The organism is Pseudomonas sp. IT-232MI5, from assembly GCF_949767845.1.
Taxonomy (GTDB): domain Bacteria; phylum Pseudomonadota; class Gammaproteobacteria; order Pseudomonadales; family Pseudomonadaceae; genus Aquipseudomonas.
Genome location: NZ_CATKQE010000044.1, coordinates 266,694 through 291,939, shown reverse-complemented (window position 1 = coordinate 291,939; position 25,246 = coordinate 266,694). Strand labels below are relative to the sequence as shown.

Here is a 25,246-nt window from a genome sequence, read left to right as displayed (position 1 = left end):
CTGTTTACGGCTGCGACTGCGGTTGCACCGCAGCCGGATCAAGCGGCTGATATGGTTGCAGAACGGTGTCGCGCTGCTCGCCCAAGACCCAGGCGAAGCCCGAATACATCACCACCAGACAGACCAAAGTGAACAACACCACCATCCACGCCGGCACGATGCGCACCAGGTTGCGACGCTGATCGTTGAGACCTTCCCAGTGCGGCGACAACTCGCGCGGCACGTCGCCACGCAACTGACGGATCTGCCGGTACAAGGCGTCACGGATGCCTTCAAGCTCGAGCATGCCGCGTGCCTGTACGCGGTACTTGCCCTCGAAACCGAGGGACAGGCACAGGTACATCAACTCGAGCATCGGCAAGTGCTTGACCGGGTTTTTCGACAGGCGATCGAGCAACTGGAAGAACTTCTCGCCACCGAACGTTTCGTTGTGGAAGCTGCTCAGCAGGCTCATCTGCGACCATTCGCTTTCGTTGCCCCACGGTGTGGTCACGACGGCTTCGTCGACCACGGTGCAGAGCACGTAACGCGCGGCCATCACCTGGCTGCTTTCGGCGCCGTTGTGCAGGGCGCGTACTTCAAACAATTTCAGCCCGGCAGTCAGACGCTCGTTGAGTGCGTACAAGTCTTCGCGGGTTTCGCTGTGCTTGAGGCGCACCACTTCCGAAAGCAGCTCGGACGAAGCAGCGACCAGCGAATTGAGGCTGATGTTGAACGCTTCGGCCGGGCGCAAGCGCGCGGCGTAGATCATGCGTTCTTCCAGTTGCTCGAAACGCGGCGGCGCGGCGAAGTCGGTCAGCGGACTCGATGCCGGTCCGTGGCCCTGACGATCGAGCAGGACGGTTTTGTCGTCCTGGTTGTAATCCGTTTCCTTGATCATGTCGGTCAGTTCCTGATGGCCCAGAATTTCAGTTCAAGCTCGGCGAATTCGCCGGACACATGGAACGCGAAACCGCCGGAGCGCTCGAGTTGTGCCAGGTCTTCGGAACTGAGTTCGAGGATGAAATAGGTTTTGTTCGAGTGGAACGCGATCTGCCGTGGGGCCACCGGCAACGGTTTGACCTTGATCCCCGGCAAGTGCAGGTTGACCAGTTGGCGGATACGCTCCACCGGGCCGACCTTGAGGTGCGCCGGCAAGCGATGGCGCAGTTCTTCGGAGTCGCAGTTGGCACTGGCTGCCAGCACGAACGACGCCGAGCCAAGCAGTTTGTGGTCGTGCAACGGCGAGACGATGATGCCGTACTGACGCGCTTGCAGGATCAGTTCGATGGCGTGCTGTTCGAGCACCATCGACAGCACCTGACGAATCGCTTCCATCAGTTTGCGGAAGCTCCCGCCCTGATCGGCGTGGGAGTAGCGGCTGTCCAGGCGCGGGCGTTTGCTCTCGCCGGAAAAGGTCGCCAGATCGCCGAGCATGGTCAGCAGCGTGCGGTACAACTCTTCCGGGTGCACTTGCTCCAGGCCGAGGTAGTGGCGCAGCAGCAGTTCGGTGCGGTTGATCAGTTGCAGCATCATGAAGTCGCCAACTTCGGCACCGCCGACCTTGCCGTTGGAGCGAATCCGCTCGGCAATCGTGTCGCCACGGTGGTTGAGCATGCTGATGACTTCTTTCAGGCACGACAGCAGATAGCTGGAGGCGTGGGCCTGAATGTAGGTCGGCACGAAATCCGGGTCGAGGCTGATCACGCCGTCCGGCGTGGTGTCGAGCACGTCGCAGATCTTCAGCTTGACGTAGGCCTGATCGCTCTGCTGCTCGCCGAGCAACAGTTTGAAGTCCGGGCGACCGCAGCTGACCTGGCTGGCGGAATCGTCGCCGGCGTTGGAGTCGGCCACTTCGGCGTCGTACGCGGTGTAACGCGCGAGCACGTCGGATTGCTCCGGGCGGCGCGACTCGATGTGGTTACCGGTGACCAGCGGCAGCGCCAGGTAGATCGGCGTGTTGCCGGTGTTCGGCGGTACGTCCAGCGCCAGCGGCTCGGTGTTGCCACCGAGTTCGAACAGGCTGCCGTCCGGCAGAATCCCCGAGGCTTCACTGATCACCAGTTTGCCCATGTTGAGGAACTGCAAGTCGATCTCCAGATTGAGGAAACCCCAGGTGTAGCCACCCAGCAATTGGGTGCGGGTTTTCATCTGGTGATCGTAATAACGATCGTTGTGCTGGAAGTGCTGCGGACGCAGCAGCATGCCTTCCTGCCAAATGACTTTATGGGTATTCATGATCAGTCATCCGCCTTGGCGAGCACTTGATTGGTGTTGCGGATGCCGGTCTGGTCCAGAGTCAAATCGACTTCGGTAACTTCCAGCGGAGTGATCTGAACGGTGTGGCGCCATTGGGTGTCCGGCAAGTCGCGGTAAGCGGCGAGAACGCCGACATAAAGGCTGCCCTCTTCCACCTTGAGCTTCATCTCCACGGTTTCACCCGGGCGCAGCTCGAGTTCTTCGCTGGCCACCAGATCCGGATTGAGGGATTCCTTGGCGCGTTCGTAAAGGCTGAAGAAGTCAGCGTTCTCGAAGGTCACCGGGTGCTTGAGTTCGAACAGGCGCACGACGATCGGCGACGGCCGACCGTTGAGGTCCGGGTTGAGCTGATCGCTGCCGGTCAGCTTCAGGTTAATCTTGGTCACTTTCGAGTACGGCGACAGCGACGAGCAACCGGCGAGCAGCACCAGCACGGTGAGCGCAGTCAGCGTCTTGAAAAAAGCGGTCGAGCGGCGAGACATGCGCATCATCCTTGGTGGTCGGTGTGGAGGGTGGAGATCAGGCGGATCTGTTCTTCGTAGGCCTGGGCGAAGTCGCGGGCCAGCAGACGCTCGCTCCAGTCATCGTCCTGACGCAGCGCCTGGTGATAACGGCCGAACGCTCTCCAGCGCCCGCCCGAGGTTGCGATCAACGGCTTGTTGTCGCGCTCGAAACGCAGGGTCAGTTGCTCTGGCGAGAAGTGCTCCAGCGTGCCGCGCACGGCGGCGCGGCTGGCGGTCAGCAGCGCCACTTGATGCGCCTGCAGATCGCGGAACGCACGAGAGATGGCTTGCTCGGCCGGCAGATGGCCGGGCTTGCTTGGCTGCAACAGAATCTGCAGGGCTTCGCTCGGATCGACGGCGAATTTCAGCGGGTTCTTGTTGGTGCCTTGCACGGTGGTCTGGGCCAGACGCAGCTCGTTTTTCAGCTCCGAACGGGTGCGCAGGCTTTGCTGCAGACCGCCGATGCTTTGGCGCAACAAGCGCGCAGCGTTCAGCGCCAGGGCTTCGCGTTCGTCGTGGCTGAGGCCTTTGACGTCGACACCCAGCGCCGCACCGAAATGATCCCAGAAACCTTCGCTTTGACGCTCAACGGCTTTCGGTGCCGGAGCGGGCTCAGGTTCGACCGGGGCGGCGATCAGCTCCGGCACCATCAGGCTTTCCATGTCGATGCGCGCGTAGTCGGCGCGTTGACGGGAATCCTCAGGTTTGGTGTTCGGCGCCAGCAACTCGTCGATTTCCGAGTACACACGCTCTTGCTGCTCGAGAGCATTGAGCGGGTCGAGATCGAGGAACGCGTCGTCGGGAATGATGCTGCCAGCGGCGCGTGGACGGCCGACTTCACCGTCGAAGGTCGCCGGGTCGCGCACCAGTCGCGCGCGAATTTCGAAGTCACCCAGCACGTAGGTGCTGCCGTGCTCGATGCGCACCGGTTCGCCTTTGTGCAGACGCGCGCCGCTCTCGCCGTCCTGGACACCGTTGCTGCTGGTGTCGGTGAGGAAGAACGTGCCTTCGCGGTAGCTGACAATCGCGTGGTGATTGGACAGGTGACGCTTGCGGTCAGGGATGATCCAGTCGCAGTCCTCGCCCCGCCCGATCACGCCGCCGGCCTGTTTAAAGGTCTTCTGGCACAACTCGGTGGGCACGAACTGCTTGGTGTTCAGCATTTCGAAAACCAATTCCATGTTTGATGCTCCTTGCGGTCACTTGCCGCGATTGACCGCTTGCGGATCACCCAACGGGCGATAGTCGTTGTCGTTGAATTTGTAATTGCCGCTACAGCCGCCCAGGCCGCATAGAACGACGAGGGTCAGCAGGACAGCTTGCCAGTGACGAACAGACATCAGAGGGTCTCCAGGGGTAGACAAAGCACAAAGCGCCGACCCTTGCGGGCGGCGCTGAAATTGGTTTTTGCGAGGATTTCGATGACTTTTTGCCTACCCATCGAAATCTCCCAGATTGATGTTCAGACGGCCGAGCCGATACAGCAGCGTGCGCCTCGGAAGGCCGAGCTCGCGGGCGGCGAGGGTCTGGTTGCCGTCGTTCTTGCGCAGGCAGTCGAGCAATAACGTGCGTTCGACCTGCTCCAGACGTTCGCGCAAATTCAGGTGGCTGTTGTCTTCCGGCATTGCCTCCATGCGCAGGGAGAAATGCTCGGCGAGCAACTCGCCGCCCTCGCACAACAGCACCGCACGCTCGACCAAGGCCTTGAGTTCACGCACGTTGCCGGGGAAGTTGTAGCCGGACAGGTGTTCCAGCGCCGCGCTCGACCAGCGCACCGGATCGCGCTGCAAATACGTGCAGGTCTTCTCGGCGAAGTGCTGGGCCAGTTCGAGGATGTCGCCTTCGCGCTGACGCAGCGCCGGCAACTCGATCGGGAATTGCGCGAGGCGGTAGTACAAGTCCTCGCGGAATTTGCCTTCGCTGACCAGCGTCGACAGATCGCGGTGGGTCGCAGCGATGATGCGTACGTCGATCTTGTGGGTGTCGTTGGAACCCAGCGGACGAATCTCGCCTTCCTGCAACACGCGCAAGATCTTCGCTTGCAACGACAGCGGCATGTCGCCGATCTCGTCGAGCAGCAGCGTGCCGCCATTGGCCGCATCGAACAGACCAGCGCGGTCGCGGTCGGCACCAGTGAAGGCGCCTTTGCGATAGCCGAACAACTCGCTTTCCAGAAGATTTTCCGGAACCGCCGCGCAGTTCTGCACGATAAACGCCTGCGACCGACGCGGGCCGCAATCGTGAATCGCCCGGGCGACAACTTCCTTGCCGGTGCCGGTTTCGCCGCGCAACAACACGGTGTACGGACTGTGCAGGACTTTGCTGATCAGCGAATGGGTCTGGCGCATCGCCGCGCTTTTGCCGATCAAGCCATAGCCACTGATGCTCGGCACGCTGCGCGCTACCGTGGCCGACTCCGCCAGTGGCTGGCGCAGGCGTTGCAGCAAATGCAACTGGCCAAGCACGAACGAGCCGAGCTGGCCGAGGGAATCGGCGAAGCCTTGCAGGTTGGTGCGACGACGGCTGGCGCACAGCAGCAAACCTTCAACAGCTTTGTGCTGATTGACCAGTGGTACGCACAGCAGCGACTGCCACGGCGAGTTCGCCGCCGGCAGAAAACTGGTTTCGTGCAGGCTGCCGCTCAAGTCGTCGAGGCACACCACGCGGTTCTGGCACAGGGCGAATTGCAGCAGTTGCTCACCGTTGTAATCCGCCGGCAGGCTCGCCGCTTCGCGCGGTTGCAAGGCACCGTCGAGGCATTCGGCGTTCATCCCCAGGCACGTGTGGGTGGCGTCGAGCAGATACAGCTGCGTCAATTCGCAACCGCTCAGCTCGGCCAACCCGCGCACGAAGTCACCCAGCAACGCAGCACCGTCCGCCGCCCGCGACAGACTGGCGAACTGCGCCAGCAACGCTTCGGCATAGACCAGTGGCTGCGGCACCTGAGTGAACATCACACCCACCTCAGGCGAACTCGCACGTCACGCTGGCTTCACCGTCGAGCGTGGCATGCACACGCTTGAGGCTTTCACCGGTGGCCATGGCATCGAGCAAACGATCCGCCACCAGCGGCAGCACATGCTGGTCGAGCAGATGGTCGATCAGACGCGCACCGCTGTCGCTTTGCGTGCAACGCTCGGACAGGTGATCGACGAGGTTCTGGCACCAGCTGAAATCCAGCTGACGACGGTTGAGGCGCTCGCCGAGACGACCGAGTTTGATCTCGATCAGCTCGCGCAACACCGGGCCGCCGACCGGGTAGTACGGCACCACTTTCATCCGCGCCAGCAGCGCCGGTTTGAAGTGTTTGCTGAGTACCGGGCGAATGGTTTCTTCGAGGACTTCAGCGGTCGGGCGTGCGCCGTTTTCGCAAAGGTCGCTGATGCGGTCGCTGCCGAGGTTCGAGGTCATCAGGATCAACGTGTTGCGGAAGTCGATCTCGCGACCTTCGCCGTCGTTGGCCACGCCTTTGTCGAAGATTTGGTAGAACAGGTTGAGCACGTCCGGGTCAGCCTTTTCGACTTCATCGAGCAACACCACCGAGTACGGTTTCTGGCGTACGGCTTCGGTGAGCATGCCGCCCTCGCCGTAACCGACGTAGCCCGGTGGCGCGCCGATCAGACGGGAGACGGTGTGCTTCTCCTGGAACTCGGACATGTTGATGGTGGTGATGAAACGATCACCGCCGTACAGCAAATCAGCGAGGGCCAGTGCGGTTTCGGTTTTACCGACGCCGCTCGGGCCGACCAGCAGGAACACGCCGACCGGCGCGTCAGGTTTGTTCAGGCCGGCAGCGGTGGCGCGCATCGAGCGGTCCAGTGCGTGCACGGCTTGTTCCTGACCACGGATGCGCGTGCGCAGGTCGGTGGCGAAACTGGCGACTTTGGCGTTGTGCTCGCGGGCCAGTTGCGCCAATGGCACGCCGGTCCAGGCGCTGATCACTTCGGCAACCAGACGCGGGCACACTTCGAAGCTGACCAGACGCTCTTTGACTTGAGCGGCGGTCAAGGCGCTGTGGGTTTCGTTGAGTTGGGCTTCCAGCGCTTCGACGCTTTGGCCTTCTTCGACTTCGGCAGCGACGGTTTCGATCACGGTGCCTTCGGCGTCTTCTTCAACGGTGACGGTCGGCTCGACAGCGGCGGCTTCACGAGCCTTGGCCAGTTGCTGACGCAATTCCAACAGGCGCTCGGCCAGTTGCTTCTGCTCAGTCCACAGGGTTTCCAGCGCGACCATTTCGTCTTCGGCATCGTCGAGACGCGCTTCCAGAGCATCCAGCGCTTCGTGGTCGATCAGCAGACCGGCTTCGGCATCGCGGCGCAGGGCCTGACGCTGACGGCCACCTTCAGCCAGTTCGCCACGCAGGCGCTCAAGGCTTTCCGGGGCAGCGGCGAGGCTGATGCGTACGCGGGCGCAAGCGGTGTCGAGCACATCGACAGCTTTGTCCGGCAGCTGCCGACCGGCCAGATAACGTGCGGACAATTCAGCCGCCGAAACCACCGCGTCATCGCGCAGGTAAATGCCGTGGCTCTTCTCGTAAACCTGGGCCAGACCACGAAGGATGGTCACCGCTTCACTGACAGTCGGTTCGTGCAATTGCACCGGTTGGAAACGACGGGCCAGCGCCGGGTCTTTCTCGAAGTATTTCTTGTACTCGGCCCAAGTGGTGGCGGCGATGGTGCGCAATTCGCCACGGGCGAGTGCCGGTTTCAGCAGGTTGGCCGCGTCGGAACCGCCAGCGTTGCCCCCCGCGCCGATCAGGGTGTGAGCTTCGTCGATGAACAGAATGATCGGTTTTGGCGAGGCTTTGACTTCGTCGATCACGCCTTTGAGGCGACGTTCGAATTCACCTTTGACGCTGGCGCCGGCCTGCAACAGGCCCATGTCCAGCGACAGCAGTTCAACGCCTTTGAGCACTTGCGGCACTTCACCGGCGGCGATGCGCGACGCTAGGCCTTCGACGATGGCGGTCTTGCCGACACCGGCCTCACCGACGACGATCGGGTTGTTCTTGCGACGACGGGCGAGGATGTCGACCATCTGGCGGATCGCGCCGTCACGGCACAGCACCGGGTCGAGTTTGCCGTCGCGGGCCTGTTGGGTCAGGTTGTGGGTGAAGCGCTGCAACAGCGATTCGCCCTGCGCGGCCGGTTTGCCATTGGCTGCCGGTTGCTCCTGTTGCGACAGGGCAAATTCCTTCAGGCGATCGATGTTCAGCTTGGCGAGCAGCGGCTGATAACGGCTGCCGGCGTAGCGCATCGGGTTGCGCAGCAGCGCAAGGATCAGCGCGGCGTCTTCGACCTGGGTCTGGCCCAGTTCGAGGTTGGCCACCAGCAGCGCATCTTGCAGCCACTGCACCAGTTCCGGGGCGAACACCGGATTGCGCGAAGCGCTGTGTTCGACGCGCGATTGCAGCGCGGCGCTGAGTTCACCGGCGTCGACGTCTGCATCCTGCAGTGCGCGCGACAGCAAGCCGTTCGGACGCTCGAGCAGGCCGAGCATCAAATCTTCGACGAGGATCTTGCTACCGCCACGGGCCACGCAACGCTCGGCGGAACGTTCCAGATCACGACGGGTTTCGGCGTCCAGCGCCTGGATGAGTTGTTGCAGGTCTACGTTGATCATGGCTCACGTCCTTAATGAATTTTGCTGCCCAGGGTCACCACGCCGTCCGCTTTTTCGCGGCCCAGCCAACTGGTCCAACCGAGGCGACAGGCGTTCTGCTCACCGATGCGCAGTTCGCGGATTTCTTCCTGGCGCAAGACCAGGCGGATGTCGTAATCGAGCGGGTCACGCAAGGTGAACCGCACCAGCGCGCAGAGCGGCTGGTAACCGAAACCGATCGGCAGGAATTCATGGAATCGCTGCCAGTCGAGTTCGGTGATGTGAATGCGGAATTTGCCGCTGCGGTCGCGCACGTGTTCGCCGAGCACGAGGTCTTCGCCGAGCAGGCTGTTGGCGCGGCCCAAACGATTGCGCTGCTCTTCGAGAATTTCCACGCGGCGCTCGATGCACTGCTCGATGACCAGATCTTCGTGCTTGAAGTAGTAACGCAGCACGGCTTCGATCAACGCCGCCGAGTGCGCCCGCAAGCTGAGCAGACCGAGGTACGGCAGCAGGCGTTTCCAGTTGAGTTCCTTGGCCTTGCGGATCTCGTCGCCGCCCAGACCGATCAGGGCGAACAACTGCGACGAGAACGGGTCGATCGCGCCGCTCTGGAAGCTCGCGCGATAGCGGTACTTGCGCCAGATCGGCAGCATCAGCCGTTGCAGGCGATGGTGGAACAGGTCGAGGAAATTGCGTGTCGGGTTGCCGTCTTCGCTGTCACCCAGGGCTTGTTCGCCATAGAACGCCGGCAGCGGCGAACCGGAACCGACCAGGCCGATCAGGTTGAAACGCATGCGCGCGCGCATCTGCCCGTGTTCTTCGAAAAACTCGACACGATCGACGTCGCTGCGCGGAAAGCCCAGGCTCGGGTTGGCCTGGAACTCCACGTGGTCGTACAGATCGTCTTCGCTCAGGTGCGGGTGTGCCTCGCGCAGCCGGTCGATCACCAGCAGCACGGCCTGAAACAGCGAGTACTCGCGTATTACCTTGGTCAGCCCGCTTAAAGCAGGGGCTGCAGGCCCATACGTGGTGTCCATTGGTACACCTCTCCCTGTGTGCTTTTTACGCGCAGCTCATGGAATGAATTGAGACTGGCGTAAAGCGCGAAAAACTCGTTAAGAACCGAAGCGAAAACGAACAGGTCGCCTTCGCCGATGTACCCTTCCGGGTCGATGGTCAGTTCGGTGCGCAAACCGCGCACCGGCAACCCACGGTGCAAGCGGTCGACGTGGTGATGCTTGATGTGCTTGAGGCCGCCGAGCAGACGTTTGCTGACCTTCTCCGCGTGCTGGTCGTAGTAGCGCGGCAGGTCGTAGGTTTCGAGAATCACCTTCAACGCATTGACGTCGGCCAGCGACAGATAGTTAAGCGACATGTTGCTGATCAGCTTCCACAGGAAGTCACGGTTCAGCGGTGGCGCGAAGCTCGACGTGGCCGGGGTAATGTTGCGGAAACTCAAGAACTCCGGCGTCTCTTCGCAGGCCATGCAAATATCGCCGAGCTTGAGCTTGCGCGGCAGGTTCTGGTTGGTGCAGATCAGCTCGATCGACAGGGTTTCGTGGGCTTCGGTATGGCGAATACCGAAGCTCAGGTAGGTGTCGAGGCCATCGTGCAACAGCGAAGAACGCTGGCGAATGCTGTAGTGCGGACGGCTGTTGGGCACGTCGAAACTCGGGTCGTGCTCGAAGGATTCGAACGGCACATATTCCTGATAACCAAGGCCGCCGGGCTTCCAGCCGGTCACGGTTTCCACCGAAAACACACCGCAGTTTTCCAGATCGTATTCCGCTGGCAGCAACAGGTACTCGTCCTGCTTACCGTCGAGGCGGATCGGCAGTGCGTCGTGGGCGAACAGGTTGGCAATCGGCGTGCAGAACAGCTTCACGTTATCCAGGGTCGGACGCATGCGCATGATGCCGCTCTTGCGGATATCGAAGCGCAATTCCAGCCCGCGCATCTGCTTGAGCGTGTCTTCCGGCAGTGCGTTGATGATGTCCAGACCGTTGACGTCGACGAACAGGAATTTGTCCTGGAAGGCGAAGTATTCCTGCAGGTAGCGATAGCCGCGGAAGGTGTTCAGCGGATACGGAATCAACGCTTCTTCTTCGGCAAAGCCCACCGGTTTGACCCGATCACCGGGAATCTTGAACGCCATCGGCTTGCCGCTGACGCCATCGATCGGCTTGCCAGCGCCGTCGAGCGGGATCAGCTCGATACCTTCAAGGTTGCGCAGCAGGCTCAGGTAGAGCATCTGGCTGATGTAGCGCTCGCCGGCAAAGTGCAGACGCAGTTTGCTCAGTTCCAGCTCACCAAGGTGGCCGTCGGCGCTCATTTCCAGACGCAGGCTGAGCAGCGAGCCGTCGCCCTTCACCGAGTAATTCAACGCGGCCAGATCCAGCGGCAGCACGTCAGTCGGGTAGCAAGTACGGAAGCGGCAACGCACGTCTTCGATCGGCTTGCTTTCGATCGGCGTATCGCGCTCGACGCGCAATGCCGGCCCGGAACGCTTGAGCGGATCGAACTGCAAAATGCTGAACGCCGGCAGCGGGCGCATGTAGTTCGGCCACAGCAGCTGCATCAGCGAATGGCTGAGCTCCGGCAGCTCGTCATCGAGCTTCTGCCGCAGCCGCCCGGTGAGAAAAGCAAAGCCCTCGAGCAACCGCTCCACGTCCGGATCCCGCCCGGCCTGGCCCAGATACGGCGCCAACGCCGGACTACGCTCGGCGAAACGGCGACCGAGTTGGCGCAGTGCGGTGAGTTCGCTTTGGTAGTAGTGGTTAAACGACACGGGTTACCTGCCTGGTAGTGGAACTCATCAAAAAAATATCCTGTAGAGCGCGACTGTCACGCCGGCACAGACATAACCGCCAATCAGCAGGAACGGCACAATCGAGATCCAGCCGTACGCCATGTAGGCATCACTAAGCTGACCGACGACCAGACTGAGCAGGCCATACAGCATCCATGGCACGGCGTAGAACGGGATGAACTTCACCGGCGCCCACCAAACCATCCGCAGTGCCTGTTGCTCGTTGCGGCTCTGCGCCGATCGGGACATCCACAGCGAAAAGCCCAGAAGCCCGGGAATTCCCCACCACAACAGGTACTGCCAATAAATCCCGGACGACTCGGGTGTTGAATACTCGCCACTCCACAGGTCATAGGAACTGATCGCCAACACCGCCAGCAATGGCCACCACAATGCAGCCATGAAGAAGCTGAGTTGCGCGCGACTGAGCATGAGCATCTCGCTTGATGAGTCGGTCATCGGCGAACCTCCACAGCGTGATCCATGCACCATGTGCGGACATCGCGCTTGTCGAAGCCTTCGCACCGATTGTCTTTTGCGATCACGCGATATGAATGTTCAGGGACGTACGCAAAAAAGTAATAGTTGTCCCTGTCCTCACCGTAGAGCCAGTAAGACGAAGAACCTTGATTGATTTCGTAAGGTTCGAATGTCCAGATGGACGACTGCGCAGGGATAAAATTTTCGCGGTCCATCAGCAACATAAAAGCGTTGGAAAGCGCGTGCGCAGCAAAATAGAGCATGCAAGCGAACGCTCCCACCACGAGTAGCAAGCGCTGCAGCCAAATCATTGCGAAGCGACCTGAGTCGGTCATGCGTCCGTCTCCTGCCCCGGGGTCGCTGGCACGTATTGATTCATCGCTGCGCAACTCCCTGTTTTTGCGGCGTGATCGCGACACCCGTATAGACATAGAGCTCTTCACCGCCGTAGCCACCAATTGCCGCAGCGCTGAGTGGATGGCTGTCCCTGGTGCCATATCGAACCCAGCCTTCAGTCCACATCCCACCATTTTCGTGACGAATTTCCACGTAATAGTCCGGCGCTTCGTGCTTGGTAATCTCGACGAATACCCCGCCATCCTCGGCGCCAACCCACAACGCGTTGGGATGCGCGAATAGCTTTGGTTCGGTCGAGCTTTCCATTCGCACCAGCAGCGTCAAGCCGACCAGAATCGCCAGCAAACCGACCGAGCTGAGAAAAGCGATGAGACATTGCCAGGCTCTGAGTTTCATCGAGCCAACCCGAACCAGTGCTTCATGGGCAGAAAGCCCCGGTATCGACCGTCCACGAACGGACAGCTTTTTCTTCAGTTTTTTTGATGCTCGCTACTGCCTTTCGCAAGGTCTGCGCGTCGATGGACTTAGTCGCGTTCTGGCTTTTGATCGACAGGCTGTACTGGTCGCTGATCTGACCCGATACGTCTTCACCGAATGACTGGTAGTTGCCGATGGAACTGCGCTGGTTCGGGTTTAACGTGAAACTGCGTGGCTGATCGTCATAGTTGGAGTCGTTTGCCAGCGTCAGTTCCAGCGGTACTCCACAAGTGTTCAGCAGGTAAACATCATTGCGATAGACCTGCTGCGCAGCGCATGCGGTCAGCGAAACGAAGCACGCGAAGAAGCTTACCCATCTCATCATCAAAATCGTTCTTGGCAGTTTCATGGACAAACCGATGCCTCGCTGATTGTCCACTCGCGCTGGTACACCTGCTGAGCAGCACAGCCATAAAGGGAAACGAACGGCAAGATGAGACCGGTCAACCTAGTCATCGAACTCGACCCTTGCCAGCCAAAGCAGGCTTTTGACGTCCTGTTCAGACGCCGCCATTCTCTTTTGCAGATCAGCGGAGGACTGCGTGTAACTGCTGAAGTAATGCATGACATCCACCTCGCCGGCGTTCGGCGTCGGGTGGTTGTCCTTAGGGTTTTGCATCAATGTCGATGTTTCTTTGTGAGTCCAGGAGTAACCGGGGATGATTCCCCCGCCGTACTCATTGAGAATCAAATGACCAAACTCATGAGCCGACGTTTCTTTGAACTCTTCTCTGGCAATGTCTCTAGCGAACTCTGGAGTTCGACGTCGTTGAACAACGTAGCTTTCATAGGCATAACCGGCGTTGTGATAAACCTTTCTTGCAATCGCAAGACTGGTGGAACGACCGAAGTCCGCCGACAGCGAATCAATCAGAGGGAAATTCCCGGCTTTGGGCTCGACGTTGATCTCGGTTTTGACCGTGACTTTGTAAAGGCCTTTGCTGGTCGTGATGCCCTCGGCGATACCGCCGCCGCGCGCGCCATTACGCGACCAGTACAACTCGATACCTTCCCTGGCCCAGCCAAGCAACGTGCTGAAAGGCGTGGGTATCAGTCCGGGTGTGGAACCACTGCTGCCGCCATCCGAAAAGCTCGGGCGTAACGTGACTTCAACGGTCTTGGCGTTGCGGTCAACACGCACATCGACCCATTTCACCTTTTTAGCCGAGCAATCAAGCTTCACTTCAGTCACTTGCTGTTTTCCCGCCCCGGTCGCAGTGAGGCGCACTTTCAGGTTCGGGCTTTTCAGGACTTTGGTATCGAGGACGCCGGCTGTGTCGTAGCCGTCCCATTGCCATGGATGCTTGCCTGGCGGGAAGAACGGCGCGGTATTGGCTTCGGCGTATACCAGCTTCTCGCCGTCCAGCACCTCCAACTTCACACTGTCAGCAGCGTCCATGCGGTTCTCGACGACGAAATCGACCAACTCACGGTTTTTCGATGTTCCTGATTTCAGCTCGTCGAAGTCTGGAATTTCCAGCGGCGTCAGTACCGAGTTGCCACCGGACTTTAAACCCAGTCGGTAATCCAGCGCCGCGATAACCGCTATGGCGGCAAGCCCCGAAAATGGCACTGGCGAATGCGAATTCCCGATGATCACCGTCCCGGAACCTGCCGTAACCTTGTTGCCGTGAGATCCAACGGAGCCGACCGTGGCGGCCGGTTTGCCATTGATCAAAACCGTGGTCGCCAGATCGCCGGACATCGCACCACCACACGCCGAGGCATCGCCTTGGCGGGCGGCCGCGAGGCCGTCGAAGAACACGTCACCGGAACCGGCGGCGATCGGGTTGGTGCCGTGGCCGGGGAGCGGGCAAGCGGTGGGGTCAGATACGCGTGCTGCGGGTTTGCCAGACATCGGGGATCTCCTTAGGTGACCTTCACTTGTCCGCTGCCATCCAGGCGCGCGGAAAAACTGACCTGACGCTTGAACCCTTCAACTTCCAGCAGGCCTTCGATGCTGAAGGCGAGGCGAAGCTGATCGTGGTCACGCGGCAGGGAAATGACACGCACATTGCTCAGGCGCGGCTCGTAGGCTTCGATGAAGTTTTCGATGGCCAGACGGGCCTGACTCAGGGAGTCGTGCAGGCTCAGACGCATGTCATTGAGATCGGGCAACCCGTAGTCGGCCAGCGTTTGCACGCTGCCGGCCCGGGTGCTGAGCATTTTGGCCAGATGGGCAGCCACTGACGCCATGGCACAAGCCTCAAGGCTGTTGCCCTTGCGTAGTTGCGCGTCGCCGTTGAGGCGTTCGAACAGGCTGCCGTATCCGTCCATGAGTCGCTCTTACTCTTTGTCCAGCTTGCCAACCAGCGACAGGGTGAAATCGGCACCCATGTACTTGAAGTGCGGACGCACGTTCAAGCTCACGCGGTACCAGCCCGGCTCGCCTTCAACGTCGCTGACGATCACTTGCGCAGCGCGCAGCGGACGACGGCCACGCACTTCGGCGCTCGGGTTTTCCTGGTCGGCAACGTACTGACGGATCCACTTGTTCAGTTCCAGCTCGAGGTCGGTGCGCTCTTTCCACGAACCGAGTTGCTCGCGCTGCAGCACTTTCAAGTAGTGAGCCAGGCGGTTGACGATCATCATGTACGGCAGTTGGGTGCCGAGCTTGTAGTTCAGCTCTGCCGCCTTGCCTTCTGCGCTGATGCCGAAGAACTTCGGCTTCTGCACCGAGCTGGCGGAGAAGAACGCCGCGTTGTCGGAGCCTTTACGCATGGTCAGGGAGATGAAGCCTTCCTCGGCCAGTTCGTATTCACGACGATCGGAAACCAGAACCTCGGTAGGAATCTTGGTTTCGATTTCGCCCATGCTTTCGAAATGGTGCAACGGCAGGTCTTCAACCGCGCCACCGCTCTGCGGGCCGATGATGTTCGGGCACCAGCGGAATTTGGCGAAGCTGTCGGTCAGCTTGGTGCCGAACGCGTAAGCGGTGTTGCCCCACAGGTAGTGCTCGTGGCTGTTGGCAACGGTTTCCTTGTACACGAACGATTTCACCGGGTTTTCTTCCGGATCGTACGGGTTACGCAGCAGGAAACGCGGCACGGTCAGGCCAACATAACGGGAGTCTTCCGAAGTACGGAAGCTCTGCCATTTGGCGAATTGCGGGCCTTCGAAGTGGTCTTTCAGATCTTTCAGATCCGGCAGGCCGGTGAAGCTTTCCAGACCGAAGAATTTCGGGCCGGCCGCAGCGATGAACGGCGCGTGCGACATGCACGAAACGCTCGCCACGTACTGCATCAGCTTGACGTCTGGCGAGCTTGGCGACATGTAGTAGTTGGCGATGATCGCGCCCACAGGCTGACCACCGAACTGGCCGTATTCAGCGGTGTAGATGTGCTTGTACAGGCCCGACTGCATGACTTCCGGCGAATCTTCGAAATCGTCCAGCAGGTCTTCTTTGGAGACGTTGAGGATTTCGATCTTGATGTTTTCGCGGAAGTTGGTGCGATCGACCAGCAACTGCAGACCACGCCACGACGATTCCAGCGCCTGGAAGTCCGGGTGGTGCAGGATTTCGTCCATCTGACGGCTGAGCTTGGCATCGATCTCGGCGATCATGCGGTCAACCATGGCCTTCTTGACCGGCTCACCGTTGTTCTGCGGCTTGAGCAGTTCTTCGATGAACGCCGACACACCGCGCTTGGCGATGTCGTAGGCTTCGTCGTCCGGAGTCAGACGGGTTTCGGCGATGATGCTGTCGAGAATGCTGTACTCGCCGTTGCCGGCGCTCTTCTCTTGTGCTGCGCTAGTGCTCATTGTGTTGGCTTCCTTGGCTGGAGTCTCAGGCGTCCGGGGCTGCGGCGTTCAGGCCCAGCTCACCGAGTACGCGACCGCGGGATTCGTCGTCGGCGAGCACGCCTTCGATCGCTTTACGGAACGCAGGTGCGTTACCCAGCGGGCCTTTGAGGGCCACCAGCGCATCGCGCAGTTCCATCAGTTTTTTCAGCTCAGGCACTTGCTCGACCAGGCTGGCCGGGTTGAAGTCCTTCATCGAATTGACGCGCAGTTGCACAGCCAGCTCGTCGGCCTCGCCATCTTCCTGCAGACGGTTCGGCACGCTCAGCGTCAGACCCAGTTCTTGCTTGGCCAACACTTCGTCGAAGGTCATCTTGTCGATGCTGATCGGCTTGCGATCTTCGATTTTGCGATCGTCCTTGCGGTGGGTGTAGTCACCGATTGCCAGCAGCTTCAGCGGCAGTTCAATCTCTTCCTGAGCACCGCCGGTGGCGGGTTTGAAGGTGACGTTGATGCGTTCCTTGGGGGCTACCGAGCCTTCTTTGGCCATGGCTTTTCTCCTTGCGGTTGTGGCCCTGGGGCCTATTCGAGTACCACTTCGAGGTCGAGGTGGCACAGCCTGCGATAAATCTCTTCCTTGCGTTCACGTACGGCATGGTTCTGCGGCAACAACTCGCAGCAGCTATGCAGTAAATGCAGCACTTCCAATGCAAGATCGGGCTCCCAGGCGTGCAGGCCTGAGTCCTGTAATGTCTGATCGAGGGTTTCCAGCTGGTTCTTGGCCAGTTCGTATTTCTTGGCCATGAAGCACAGGCGCGCGAGGGCGAACTGCCAGAAGAAGCGTTCGCGACCGCCGTGGGCCGACTGCAAGCCTTGCTTGAGCGTCTGCACGGCAGGCTTCAGGCCTTCCTTGCGCAGCAGCGGCAGAACTTCTTCGAGGGCCTTTTCCCAGGCCGGCTGGGTTTCGACGTTTTCGCTTTCGACCTTGCGCGGCGCACTGGCGCTTTGCAGGTGCGGCATGACGTTGGCGGCGATCCACGCGCGGGTGGACGGATCGGCAAACGGCGCGCCGTCATGGAAGCGCAACTCGACAATGCCGGGCAGCCGTTGAACCAAAAGCGCGAAGTGGATTTCCACTTCGCGCATTGCCAACTCGGCGTTGAGGTTCTGGAGACATTCCCAGACCATCCTCTGGCCATCGAACCAGAACGGCGCCTTCGCCAGGCTCGCCTCCAGTTCCACCAGCAGGTCGGCGTATTTGCCCTGATCGAAACGGTCCTGATAAAGCTTGAGTTTTTCCAGCGGCAGACCGCGCAACACGGTGATCTGCTCGGCGTTGCGCTCGGGCACTGCGTCGATGGTCATCCACAACAGCGTGCGATTGAGGCGCAGGGCGCGCAGGTCGGTGGCTTTCTGCTTGAGCCACCAGGCGCACAATGGCCGGGCGCTTTCCTGTTGCGCGCGCAGGGCTTTGTGCGCGTCTCGTTCGTTATCGATCGGTGCGCCGGGAGTAAGCAACTGGCTCGCGGCCTGTTTGACCTGCGCCACCGCCGCACCGACCACACCGGGAGCCGGCTGGTTGTCGGCCGCGCGCTGGATCATGGTTTTCAGGCGACGGGAGATCGGCAGCAACAGCGGCGAGTCATCGCCCAGATGCTCAGCACACGCCGCTTCAAGGCCGGACAGGTGCTCGGAGAGCTGCCGGAACATCGGCAACTGCTCTTTGATCGCAATGTTTTCGGTAATGACCTGCTCGAGGCGCGGCACCAGCCAGCCGATGGCGGCGGCACGGGTACGGGGTTTGAGCGGGTGAACGTCGGCCCAGTTGTTTTCCGACAGATGGTGCAGCAGACCGAGGCCGGCCAGCAGACCGGGGAAGGATTCGCGCTGGTACAGCGACCAGGTCAGCCAGGCGCCGACACGCAAATCCTTGGATTGGGTACGCAGCAGATTTTCGCTGTTTTCGCGAATTTTCAGCCAGTCGATCTGCCCGCTTTCGTGCATCGACGAGGCTTTGGCCAGCTCACTTTCCAGGGCCTCGAATTCGCTCGAAAAACGAACGTCTTCGCCCGCGAAATTCTCTTTGGAAACAGAGACTTTTGCGAGTTCGAGGTAATGGGCGGAAAGTTTGCTTGAGTAGGACATCCATGGCCTTTATTAAGGATTACAGTCAGGCGCCTATTGGAGTTACCGCGGCGCGGGACAGTATCGAAGAGCGGTGACGCGACTCATCCAATTGAGATGTGCTCTTTCAAGTGGGCGCATCGTAATCACTATGATGGCCACTAGCAAGCATCTGATTAAACAACAAGACGAACTGTTCTTTGTTTGTTGTAGGAGGTTTCCCTATATTCAGTCAGGGAATCCCCGATGCTCTGTTTATATTCGCATACCCTTACAAAACACCGGGAAAGCTTGATTTAGAGCGATCGTTCCAACTGCCGTCGATCACCGGAAGCCGGGGCTGGCGAGAGTGGCGCGGAGCATGACGGGTTTTGAAAAATTCGGATGTAGGATGATTCCGAAAGACTTCGGTGTTGTTTCAACAAGTCACCGCGAGACAACCAACAACTCAGAAAGTGCCATCAATATGATGGCTTTTATATATAGAGGATTTATTTAACTGTGAGGCTGATCGATAGCCAACAAATGCAATCAGTTACTCGGCCTTTATTAAGGCTGCAGGCCAGAATAAATCGGCAGGCATAAAAAATGGGCACCCGACCGCAATCGGTGTGCCCATTTTTCTACACGGTTCTCCCCGTTATTCGAGGAGTTCGCCGCAATTAAGGATTGACGCTGTCTTTCAACGATTTACCTGGCTTGAACGCAACGGTGTTGCTGGCCTTGATCTTCACCGGCTCACCGGTCTGCGGGTTTTTGCCGGTACGGGCGCCGCGGTGGCGTTGCAGGAAGGTGCCGAAGCCTACCAGCGTGACGCTGTCCTTGCGGTGCAGAGCGCCGGTGATTTCTTCGAGAACGGCGTTGAGTACGCGGTTGGCCTGTTCTTTGGTCAGATCTGCTTTTTCAGCGATTGCAGCGGCGAGTTCTGGTTTACGCATTAGTGAAGCCCCTTTGACGGTTTTTTGTTGTTATGTCCGTGCTGTTCTCGTTGGAACAGCGCCCAAGGCGCCGCAGGCTCTACTCTGCGGCAGACGGGAGTGAGAATGGCACGCGGATACCGGCGGCGCCAGTCTCCCCGCGACCTTTGTAGGGGCAAAAGCGGGGTGATTCCGACAGAACGACCGGTATTTACGCCAGCAGGGCTGGAAGCTGTTTGTTCAGGGCAAGTTTTTCCATCACCGCGGCGCCGGTTAGCGCGTAGCCGAGCAATTGGCCGTCGGCGCTGTGGCACAGGGCTTTGATGTCGGCGCCCTGCCCTTCGACAGTCCAGACGCCTTCGCTGCCCCGTGGCGGCGGCGATACGACCAGCGGACACACCGGGGTTTTCACGGTGATCGGCATCGGGCCGTAGCTCACGGCGGTCGGGTTTCCGGCGAGGGTTTGTGCCAGTGCTCGCGCACAACTCATCAGGGGCATCACGTACAGCAGATTCAGCCCGTCGACCTCAGCGCAGTCGCCCAAGGCGTAAATATTGGCGTGGGAGGTTTTCAGATGGCGATCCACTACGACACCGCGATTGACCTGTACGCCAGCGGCCGCCGCCAGATCGATGCGCGGACGCAGGCCAATGGCCGAGACCACCACGTCGCAAGGAATGACCTGGCCGTCGGACAGATGCGCTTCCAGGCCGTCGGCGACTTTCTGCAATCGGGTCAGTACCGGGCCGAGATGAAATTTCGCACCGAGGCTTTCCAGCCCGGCCTGCACGGCTGCCGCTGCGGCCGGGTGCAGCAACATCGGCATGACCTGTTCGCACGGCGCCACCAGTTGCACTTCATAGCCACCGAGAATCAGGTCGTTGGCGAATTCGCAGCCAATCAGGCCGGCGCCGAGCAACAGCACCCGGCGCTTGCCGGCCGCCGCTGCGCGAAAGCGCGCGTAGTCTTCGAGATCATTGATCGGGAACACCAGATCGGCGCCATCGCCCTCGACCGGTACGCGCACGGTTTCTGCGCCCCAGGCGAGGATCAGGTCACGGTAATAAACCGCTTCTTCGCCGATCCACAGGCGTTTATGGCCGGCGTCGATGCCGCTGATGCGCGTATGAGTGCGCACTTCGGCTTTCAACTGCTCAGCCATGGCCCCCGGTTCAGCCATGCTCAGGCCATCGGCGTCTTTGTTCTTGCCGAAACCGGTGGAGAGCATCGGCTTGGAGTAAGAGCGCCCGTCATCGGCGGTGATCAGCAGCAGCGGGGTTTCGCTGTCGAGCTTGCGAAACTCGCGGGCCAGGTTATAGCCCGCCAGCCCAGTGCCAACGATGACGACAGGTGCGCTCATGCCTTACTCCTTTGTTTTGCTTAGTTGATTTCGATCATTTCGAAGTCCAGCTTGCCGACGCCGCAGTCGGGGCACAGCCAGTCTTCCGGCACGTCCTGCCATAGAGTACCCGGCGCAATGCCGTCATCCGGCCAACCCTCGGCTTCGTTGTAGATCAGGCCGCAGACCACACATTGCCACTTTTTCATTCAAGTACTTCCTCAGGGTTCAGGCTTATTGCCGGCGCGGACGGTCGATGGGTGTTGCGCTGCCATCCGGCTCAGGGCGTTTTGTACTGATGGAGCCGGGCAGATGCAAGCCTGTTCGGCGCAACGGCGACCCGGATCAATCAATATCGGCGGCCACCATGTTAAGCTCGCCGCCTCATTTGCGGCCAATAATGACTCATTGTGCAACATTCAAATGCCTGCCCGGCCCCGCTCTGGCTGACTCAAAGCCGACTGACGCCCCTCCCCGATTCGTTGACCCTCGACTGGCTGTTCGACGAAGGCTCCCTCACCCGCCGACTGACCCGGCTGTCCAATGACGGCTTCAGCGTCACGCCACTGTTTGAAGGCTGGGACACCTTGCGTGCCGATGAATGCGCCGCACTGGATCTGGCCGAGGGCAGCGAAGGCTGGGTGCGCGAGGTGTATTTGCGCGGTCACGGCGAGGTCTGGGTGTTTGCCCGCAGCGTCGCTTCGCGCGCCGCCTTACAGGGTGACGGCTTGCACATGGACGAACTGGGCAGCCGCTCGCTGGGCGAATTGCTGTTTTGCGATCAGGCCTTCCAGCGCCGCGCCCTCGAAGTTTGCCACTACCCTGAACAATGGCTGCCGCCAGCCGCCAAAGCGCCAGAATTGTGGGGCCGGCGTTCGCGCTTCGACCGTGGCGCGCTGAGCGTACTGGTTGCGGAAATATTCCTGCCGAGTCTGTGGAACGCCGCCCGCGCCCATCCGGAGAACTGCTGATGTATCAGAGCCTGCTCAAGTCCCTGAACCGCTTGAACCCGCGCGCCTGGGATTTCATTCAGTTGACCCGGATGGACAAGCCGATCGGCATTTACCTGCTGCTGTGGCCAACGCTGTGGGCGTTATGGATTGCCGGCAAAGGCTCGCCATCGCTGGCCAACGTGGTGATTTTTGTTCTCGGCGTGGTACTGACCCGCGCCGGCGGCTGCGTGATCAACGACTGGGCCGATCGCAAGGTCGACGGCCACGTCAAACGCACCGCGCAACGGCCGCTGGCCAGCGGCAAGATCAGTTCGAAAGAGGCGCTGGTGTTCTTCGCGCTGCTGATGGGCGTGAGTTTCCTGCTGGTGCTGTGCACCAATGCGCCGACCATCTGGCTGTCGCTGGGCGGTCTGGCGCTGGCGTTCACTTATCCGTTCATGAAGCGCTACACCTATTACCCGCAAGTGGTACTGGGCGCGGCGTTTTCGTGGGGGATGCCGATGGCGTTTACTGCCGAGTCCGGTGAGTTGCCGGCGGCGGCGTGGCTGCTGTGGATCGCCAATCTGCTGTGGACGGTGGGTTACGACACCTATTACGCGATGACCGATCGCGATGACGATTTGAAGATTGGCGTGAAATCCACGGCAATTCTGTTCGGCGAGGCGGACCGGGTGATCATCCTGAGCCTGCAGGCGTTGTCGCTGGGCTGCCTGCTGCTGGCGGGGTCGAAGTTCGAGTTGGGGATCTGGTTCCATCTCGGCTTGCTGGTGGCTGCCGGGTGTTATGCGTGGGAATTCTGGTACACCCGCGATCGTGACCGCATGCGCTGCTTCAAGGCGTTTTTGCACAATCATTGGGCCGGGTTGGCGATATTCGTCGGGATCGTGCTGGATTACGCGTTGCGCTAAACGCAAATCAATGTAGGAGTGAGCCTGCTCGCGAAAGCGGTGTGTCAGTTAACGAAAATGCCGACTGATACACCGCTATCGCGAGCAGGCTCACTCCTACAAGGGACCGCGTTTACTTGGCTTTGGCGACTTTCCACGCGCCGTCCATTTTGCCGTCACCGGTCATGTCACCGGCTTTCTTGTCCATCACGAAGGTGTACAGCGGCATGCCTTGGTAGGCCCATTGCATCGTGCCGTCGTCGCGTTTGATGACAGTCCAGTCACCCATCGACTTGTCACCCGCGGTCGCCATCAACGGCGGCCAGTTCGTTGCGCATTTGTCGTTGCACATCGACTTGCCGCCCGAGTCCTTGGCGAAGGTATACAGGGTCATGCCCTTGTGGTCGATGTACATGCCGTCCTTCTCCATCGCCGGATCCGCAGCCAGTGCAAATCCAGGCAATGTCAGGGCCGCAGCCATCAGCAGGGCTTTGAAAGAAACAGTCATTTGAGTCATGGAAACCTTCTTTTGTGGTTGTCAGGATTCGGACTTAGAGCTTAGTTGAGGATTTGCACAATCGCTGCCGGACTAAAATACTGTCACACGACTGCAATAATTCCGTTATCTAATGCGGCGCAAGACAGTTAAATGACAAGAGGATTAAGGCATGGTTGGCAGGAGCATTCTGATCGTCGACGACGAAGCGCCCATTCGCGAAATGATCGCCGTTGCGTTGGAAATGGCCGGCTATGACTGCCTCGAGGCAGAGAACTCGCAGCAGGCGCACGCCATCATCGTCGACCGCAAGCCGGACCTGATCCTGCTCGACTGGATGCTGCCCGGCACCTCCGGCATCGAGCTGGCCCGTCGTCTGAAACGTGATGAACTGACCGGGGACATCCCGATCATCATGCTCACCGCCAAGGGTGAAGAGGACAACAAGATCCAGGGTCTTGAAGTCGGCGCCGACGACTACATCACCAAACCGTTTTCCCCGCGCGAACTGGTCGCACGCCTCAAAGCCGTGCTGCGCCGCGCCGGTCCGACCGACGGCGAAGCGCCGATCGAAGTCGGTGGCCTGCTGCTCGACCCGATCAGCCACCGCGTAACCATCGACGGCAAACCGGCCGAGATGGGCCCGACCGAATACCGTCTGCTGCAATTCTTCATGACCCACCAGGAACGCGCCTACACCCGTGGCCAATTGCTGGATCAGGTCTGGGGCGGCAACGTCTATGTTGAAGAGCGCACCGTCGACGTGCACATCCGCCGCCTGCGCAAGGCCCTCGGTGACGCTTACGAAAATCTGGTACAAACCGTGCGCGGCACCGGCTACCGGTTTTCCACCAAGGCCTGAGCCGACCGCCAGACTCGCAGACAAGGACCGTATTTCCCGTGAATCAAAACTGGCATGGCACCCTGATTCGCCACATGCTGCTGCTGGTCACCGTCTGCCTGGTGATCGGCCTGATCACCGGCTATTACGGCTGGAGCCTCGCGGCGGGCCTGGGGATCTATCTGGCCTGGACGCTGAAGCAATTGCTGCGTCTGCACGAATGGCTGCGCCAGCATCAACCCGACGAAGCACCGCCCGATGGCTATGGTCTGTGGGGCGAAGTGTTCGACAGCATCTACCACCTGCAACGCCGCGACCAACGTGTGCGCGGGCGCCTGCAAGCGGTGATTGACCGGGTGCAGGAATCCACCGCCGCGCTGAAAGACGCGGTGATCATGCTCGACAGCGACGGCAACCTGGAATGGTGGAACCGCGCTGCCGAAACCTTGCTCGGCCTCAAGACCCCGCAGGACAGCGGCCAACCGGTGACCAACCTGGTACGCCATCCGCGCTTCAAGGAATACTTCGAGCAGGAAAGCTACGCCGAGCCGCTGGAAATCCCCTCGCCAACCAACGATCGCGTGCGCATTCAGCTGTACCTGACCCGCTACGGCAACAACGAACACTTGATGCTGGTGCGCGATGTCACGCGCATCCATCAGCTGGAACAGATGCGCAAAGACTTCATCGCCAACGTCTCTCACGAGTTGCGCACACCACTGACAGTGATCTGCGGCTATCTGGAAACCCTGCTCGACAACGTCGAAGAAGTGAATCCGCGCTGGAGCCGCGCCCTGCAGCAGATGCAGCAACAGGGCGGACGCATGCAGACGCTGCTCAACGATTTGTTGCTGCTGGCGAAACTCGAAGCCACCGATTACCCGTCGGACAACCAGCCAGTGCAGATTGACAGCCTGCTGCAATCGATCAAGAGCGATGCGCAGCAATTGTCCGGCGCGAAGAACCAGCGCATCAGCCTCGAAGCCGACGCCGGCCTGTTGCTCAAGGGCAGCGAGGCGGAGTTACGCAGTGCGTTCTCCAATCTGGTGTTCAACGCGGTGAAGTACACCCCGGCCGAGGGCAACATCCGCATTCGCTGGTGGGGTGACGATCAGGGCGCGCACCTGAGCGTGCAGGATTCCGGGATCGGTATCGACAGCAAACACCTGCCGCGCCTGACCGAACGCTTCTACCGCGTCGATTCCAGTCGCAACTCCAACACCGGCGGCACCGGGCTGGGTCTGGCCATCGTCAAGCACGTATTGCTGCGCCACCGCGCGCGCATGGAGATCAGCAGCGTGCCCGGTCACGGCAGCACGTTCACCTGCCATTTTGCCCCGGCTCAGGTGGCCCATGTGCGGGCCATCAGCGCCGCCGAGTAAGACCGACCGGCACTCGCCACTAGGCAATCGCCATGTCAGCCGCTACATTGGCTGACTTGTGCCTGCCTTTCAGGCGCGATTTTTCTCCCTCTTGAATC

The 25,246-nt window shown here is 60.1% G+C and carries 25 protein-coding genes and 1 pseudogene; 4 read left to right on the top strand and 22 right to left on the bottom strand.

Annotation, left to right across the window (positions count from 1 at the left end; all coding sequences use genetic code 11):
• Positions 1-4: 4 nt before the first annotated feature.
• From icmH to ACM6JQ_RS19720, 21 genes and pseudogenes are all read right to left on the bottom strand, one after another.
• Positions 5-880: a type IVB secretion system protein IcmH/DotU gene (gene icmH, locus ACM6JQ_RS19820; RefSeq protein ID WP_007920301.1), complete on the bottom strand. Its 876-nt coding sequence runs from the start codon at positions 878-880 to the stop codon at positions 5-7.
• A gap of 5 nt (positions 881-885) precedes the next feature.
• A complete protein-coding gene (gene tssK, locus ACM6JQ_RS19815; protein WP_007920300.1) occupies positions 886-2,217 on the bottom strand; it encodes a type VI secretion system baseplate subunit TssK in 1,332 nt (443 codons plus the stop codon).
• Positions 2,218-2,219: 2 nt separating this feature from the next.
• Positions 2,220-2,720 carry a type VI secretion system lipoprotein TssJ gene (gene tssJ, locus ACM6JQ_RS19810; RefSeq protein ID WP_007920299.1) on the bottom strand — a complete coding sequence of 167 codons (501 nt, stop codon included), beginning with the start codon at positions 2,718-2,720 and terminating at the stop codon, positions 2,220-2,222.
• Positions 2,721-2,725: 5 nt separating this feature from the next.
• Positions 2,726-3,922, bottom strand: coding sequence for a type VI secretion system-associated FHA domain protein TagH (gene tagH / locus ACM6JQ_RS19805; protein WP_034152083.1), 1,197 nt, complete (start codon positions 3,920-3,922; stop codon positions 2,726-2,728).
• Positions 3,923-3,940: 18 nt separating this feature from the next.
• Positions 3,941-4,081: a hypothetical protein gene (locus ACM6JQ_RS19800; RefSeq protein ID WP_007920296.1), complete on the bottom strand. Its 141-nt coding sequence runs from the start codon at positions 4,079-4,081 to the stop codon at positions 3,941-3,943.
• Positions 4,082-4,174: 93 nt separating this feature from the next.
• A complete protein-coding gene (locus ACM6JQ_RS19795; RefSeq protein ID WP_007920292.1) occupies positions 4,175-5,695 on the bottom strand; it encodes a sigma-54 interaction domain-containing protein in 1,521 nt (506 codons plus the stop codon).
• 10 nt (positions 5,696-5,705) lie between these two features.
• On the bottom strand, positions 5,706-8,363 hold the full coding sequence (gene tssH, locus ACM6JQ_RS19790; RefSeq protein ID WP_414894543.1) for a type VI secretion system ATPase TssH: 2,658 nt from the start codon (positions 8,361-8,363) through the stop codon (positions 5,706-5,708).
• A gap of 11 nt (positions 8,364-8,374) precedes the next feature.
• Entirely contained in the window at positions 8,375-9,382 is a 1,008-nt protein-coding gene (gene tssG, locus ACM6JQ_RS19785) for a type VI secretion system baseplate subunit TssG (protein ID WP_007920288.1), read from the bottom strand.
• The gene (gene tssF, locus ACM6JQ_RS19780; protein ID WP_007920286.1) at positions 9,346-11,133 is read right to left on the bottom strand and encodes a type VI secretion system baseplate subunit TssF; all 1,788 of its coding nucleotides are present in this window, start codon (positions 11,131-11,133) and stop codon (positions 9,346-9,348) included. The genes tssG and tssF overlap by 37 nt, the downstream gene beginning before the upstream one ends.
• A 27-nt stretch (positions 11,134-11,160) precedes the next feature.
• Positions 11,161-11,613 (bottom strand): hypothetical protein, encoded by a 453-nt coding sequence (locus tag ACM6JQ_RS19775; protein WP_007920284.1) that lies wholly within the window; start codon positions 11,611-11,613, stop codon positions 11,161-11,163.
• On the bottom strand, positions 11,610-11,969 hold the full coding sequence (locus ACM6JQ_RS19770; protein WP_095113197.1) for a hypothetical protein: 360 nt from the start codon (positions 11,967-11,969) through the stop codon (positions 11,610-11,612). The genes ACM6JQ_RS19775 and ACM6JQ_RS19770 overlap by 4 nt, the downstream gene beginning before the upstream one ends.
• 40 nt (positions 11,970-12,009) lie before the next feature.
• A complete protein-coding gene (locus ACM6JQ_RS19765; RefSeq protein WP_007920280.1) occupies positions 12,010-12,387 on the bottom strand; it encodes a hypothetical protein in 378 nt (125 codons plus the stop codon).
• 22 nt (positions 12,388-12,409) lie between these two features.
• The gene (locus ACM6JQ_RS19760) at positions 12,410-12,793 is read right to left on the bottom strand and encodes a hypothetical protein (protein WP_259741245.1); all 384 of its coding nucleotides are present in this window, start codon (positions 12,791-12,793) and stop codon (positions 12,410-12,412) included.
• A 1,239-nt stretch (positions 12,794-14,032) separates the two neighbouring features.
• Positions 14,033-14,326 (bottom strand): annotated as a pseudogene (locus ACM6JQ_RS19755) (PAAR domain-containing protein); the annotation flags it as partial.
• Between the two features lie 11 nt (positions 14,327-14,337).
• Positions 14,338-14,745: a type VI secretion system baseplate subunit TssE gene (tssE, locus tag ACM6JQ_RS19750; protein WP_007920274.1), complete on the bottom strand. Its 408-nt coding sequence runs from the start codon at positions 14,743-14,745 to the stop codon at positions 14,338-14,340.
• 9 nt (positions 14,746-14,754) lie between these two features.
• A complete protein-coding gene (tssC, locus tag ACM6JQ_RS19745) occupies positions 14,755-16,230 on the bottom strand; it encodes a type VI secretion system contractile sheath large subunit (protein ID WP_007920272.1) in 1,476 nt (491 codons plus the stop codon).
• A gap of 25 nt (positions 16,231-16,255) precedes the next feature.
• Positions 16,256-16,759, bottom strand: a complete 504-nt coding sequence (tssB, locus tag ACM6JQ_RS19740) for a type VI secretion system contractile sheath small subunit (protein WP_003229587.1) — start codon at positions 16,757-16,759, stop codon at positions 16,256-16,258.
• Positions 16,760-16,791: 32 nt separating this feature from the next.
• Positions 16,792-18,354: a type VI secretion system protein TssA gene (tssA, locus tag ACM6JQ_RS19735; protein ID WP_007920270.1), complete on the bottom strand. Its 1,563-nt coding sequence runs from the start codon at positions 18,352-18,354 to the stop codon at positions 16,792-16,794.
• A 641-nt stretch (positions 18,355-18,995) separates the two neighbouring features.
• The gene (locus ACM6JQ_RS19730; protein ID WP_003213368.1) at positions 18,996-19,271 is read right to left on the bottom strand and encodes an HU family DNA-binding protein; all 276 of its coding nucleotides are present in this window, start codon (positions 19,269-19,271) and stop codon (positions 18,996-18,998) included.
• Between the two features lie 190 nt (positions 19,272-19,461).
• Positions 19,462-20,610 carry an NAD(P)/FAD-dependent oxidoreductase gene (locus ACM6JQ_RS19725; protein ID WP_095113195.1) on the bottom strand — a complete coding sequence of 383 codons (1,149 nt, stop codon included), beginning with the start codon at positions 20,608-20,610 and terminating at the stop codon, positions 19,462-19,464.
• Between the two features lie 20 nt (positions 20,611-20,630).
• Positions 20,631-20,798: a rubredoxin gene (locus ACM6JQ_RS19720; RefSeq protein ID WP_007920267.1), complete on the bottom strand. Its 168-nt coding sequence runs from the start codon at positions 20,796-20,798 to the stop codon at positions 20,631-20,633.
• A gap of 201 nt (positions 20,799-20,999) precedes the next feature.
• Here ACM6JQ_RS19720 and ACM6JQ_RS19715 point away from each other — a divergent pair, with 201 nt between their 5' ends.
• The gene (locus tag ACM6JQ_RS19715; RefSeq protein ID WP_414894542.1) at positions 21,000-21,560 is read left to right on the top strand and encodes a chorismate--pyruvate lyase family protein; all 561 of its coding nucleotides are present in this window, start codon (positions 21,000-21,002) and stop codon (positions 21,558-21,560) included.
• Positions 21,560-22,450 carry a 4-hydroxybenzoate octaprenyltransferase gene (gene ubiA, locus ACM6JQ_RS19710; protein WP_414894541.1) on the top strand — a complete coding sequence of 297 codons (891 nt, stop codon included), beginning with the start codon at positions 21,560-21,562 and terminating at the stop codon, positions 22,448-22,450. Before ACM6JQ_RS19715 ends, ubiA begins: the two co-directional genes overlap by 1 nt.
• Positions 22,451-22,562: 112 nt before the next feature.
• On the opposite strand, the gene ACM6JQ_RS19705 is transcribed toward ubiA, so the two are convergent.
• Positions 22,563-22,946 carry a hypothetical protein gene (locus tag ACM6JQ_RS19705; RefSeq protein WP_123376078.1) on the bottom strand — a complete coding sequence of 128 codons (384 nt, stop codon included), beginning with the start codon at positions 22,944-22,946 and terminating at the stop codon, positions 22,563-22,565.
• 151 nt (positions 22,947-23,097) lie between these two features.
• On the opposite strand from ACM6JQ_RS19705, the gene phoB reads away from it, so the two are divergent.
• Positions 23,098-23,787, top strand: coding sequence for a phosphate regulon transcriptional regulator PhoB (gene phoB / locus ACM6JQ_RS19700; protein ID WP_007896474.1), 690 nt, complete (start codon positions 23,098-23,100; stop codon positions 23,785-23,787).
• Between the two features lie 74 nt (positions 23,788-23,861).
• Positions 23,862-25,148 carry a phosphate regulon sensor histidine kinase PhoR gene (gene phoR / locus ACM6JQ_RS19695; protein ID WP_414894605.1) on the top strand — a complete coding sequence of 429 codons (1,287 nt, stop codon included), beginning with the start codon at positions 23,862-23,864 and terminating at the stop codon, positions 25,146-25,148.
• Positions 25,149-25,246: the final 98 nt, after the last annotated feature.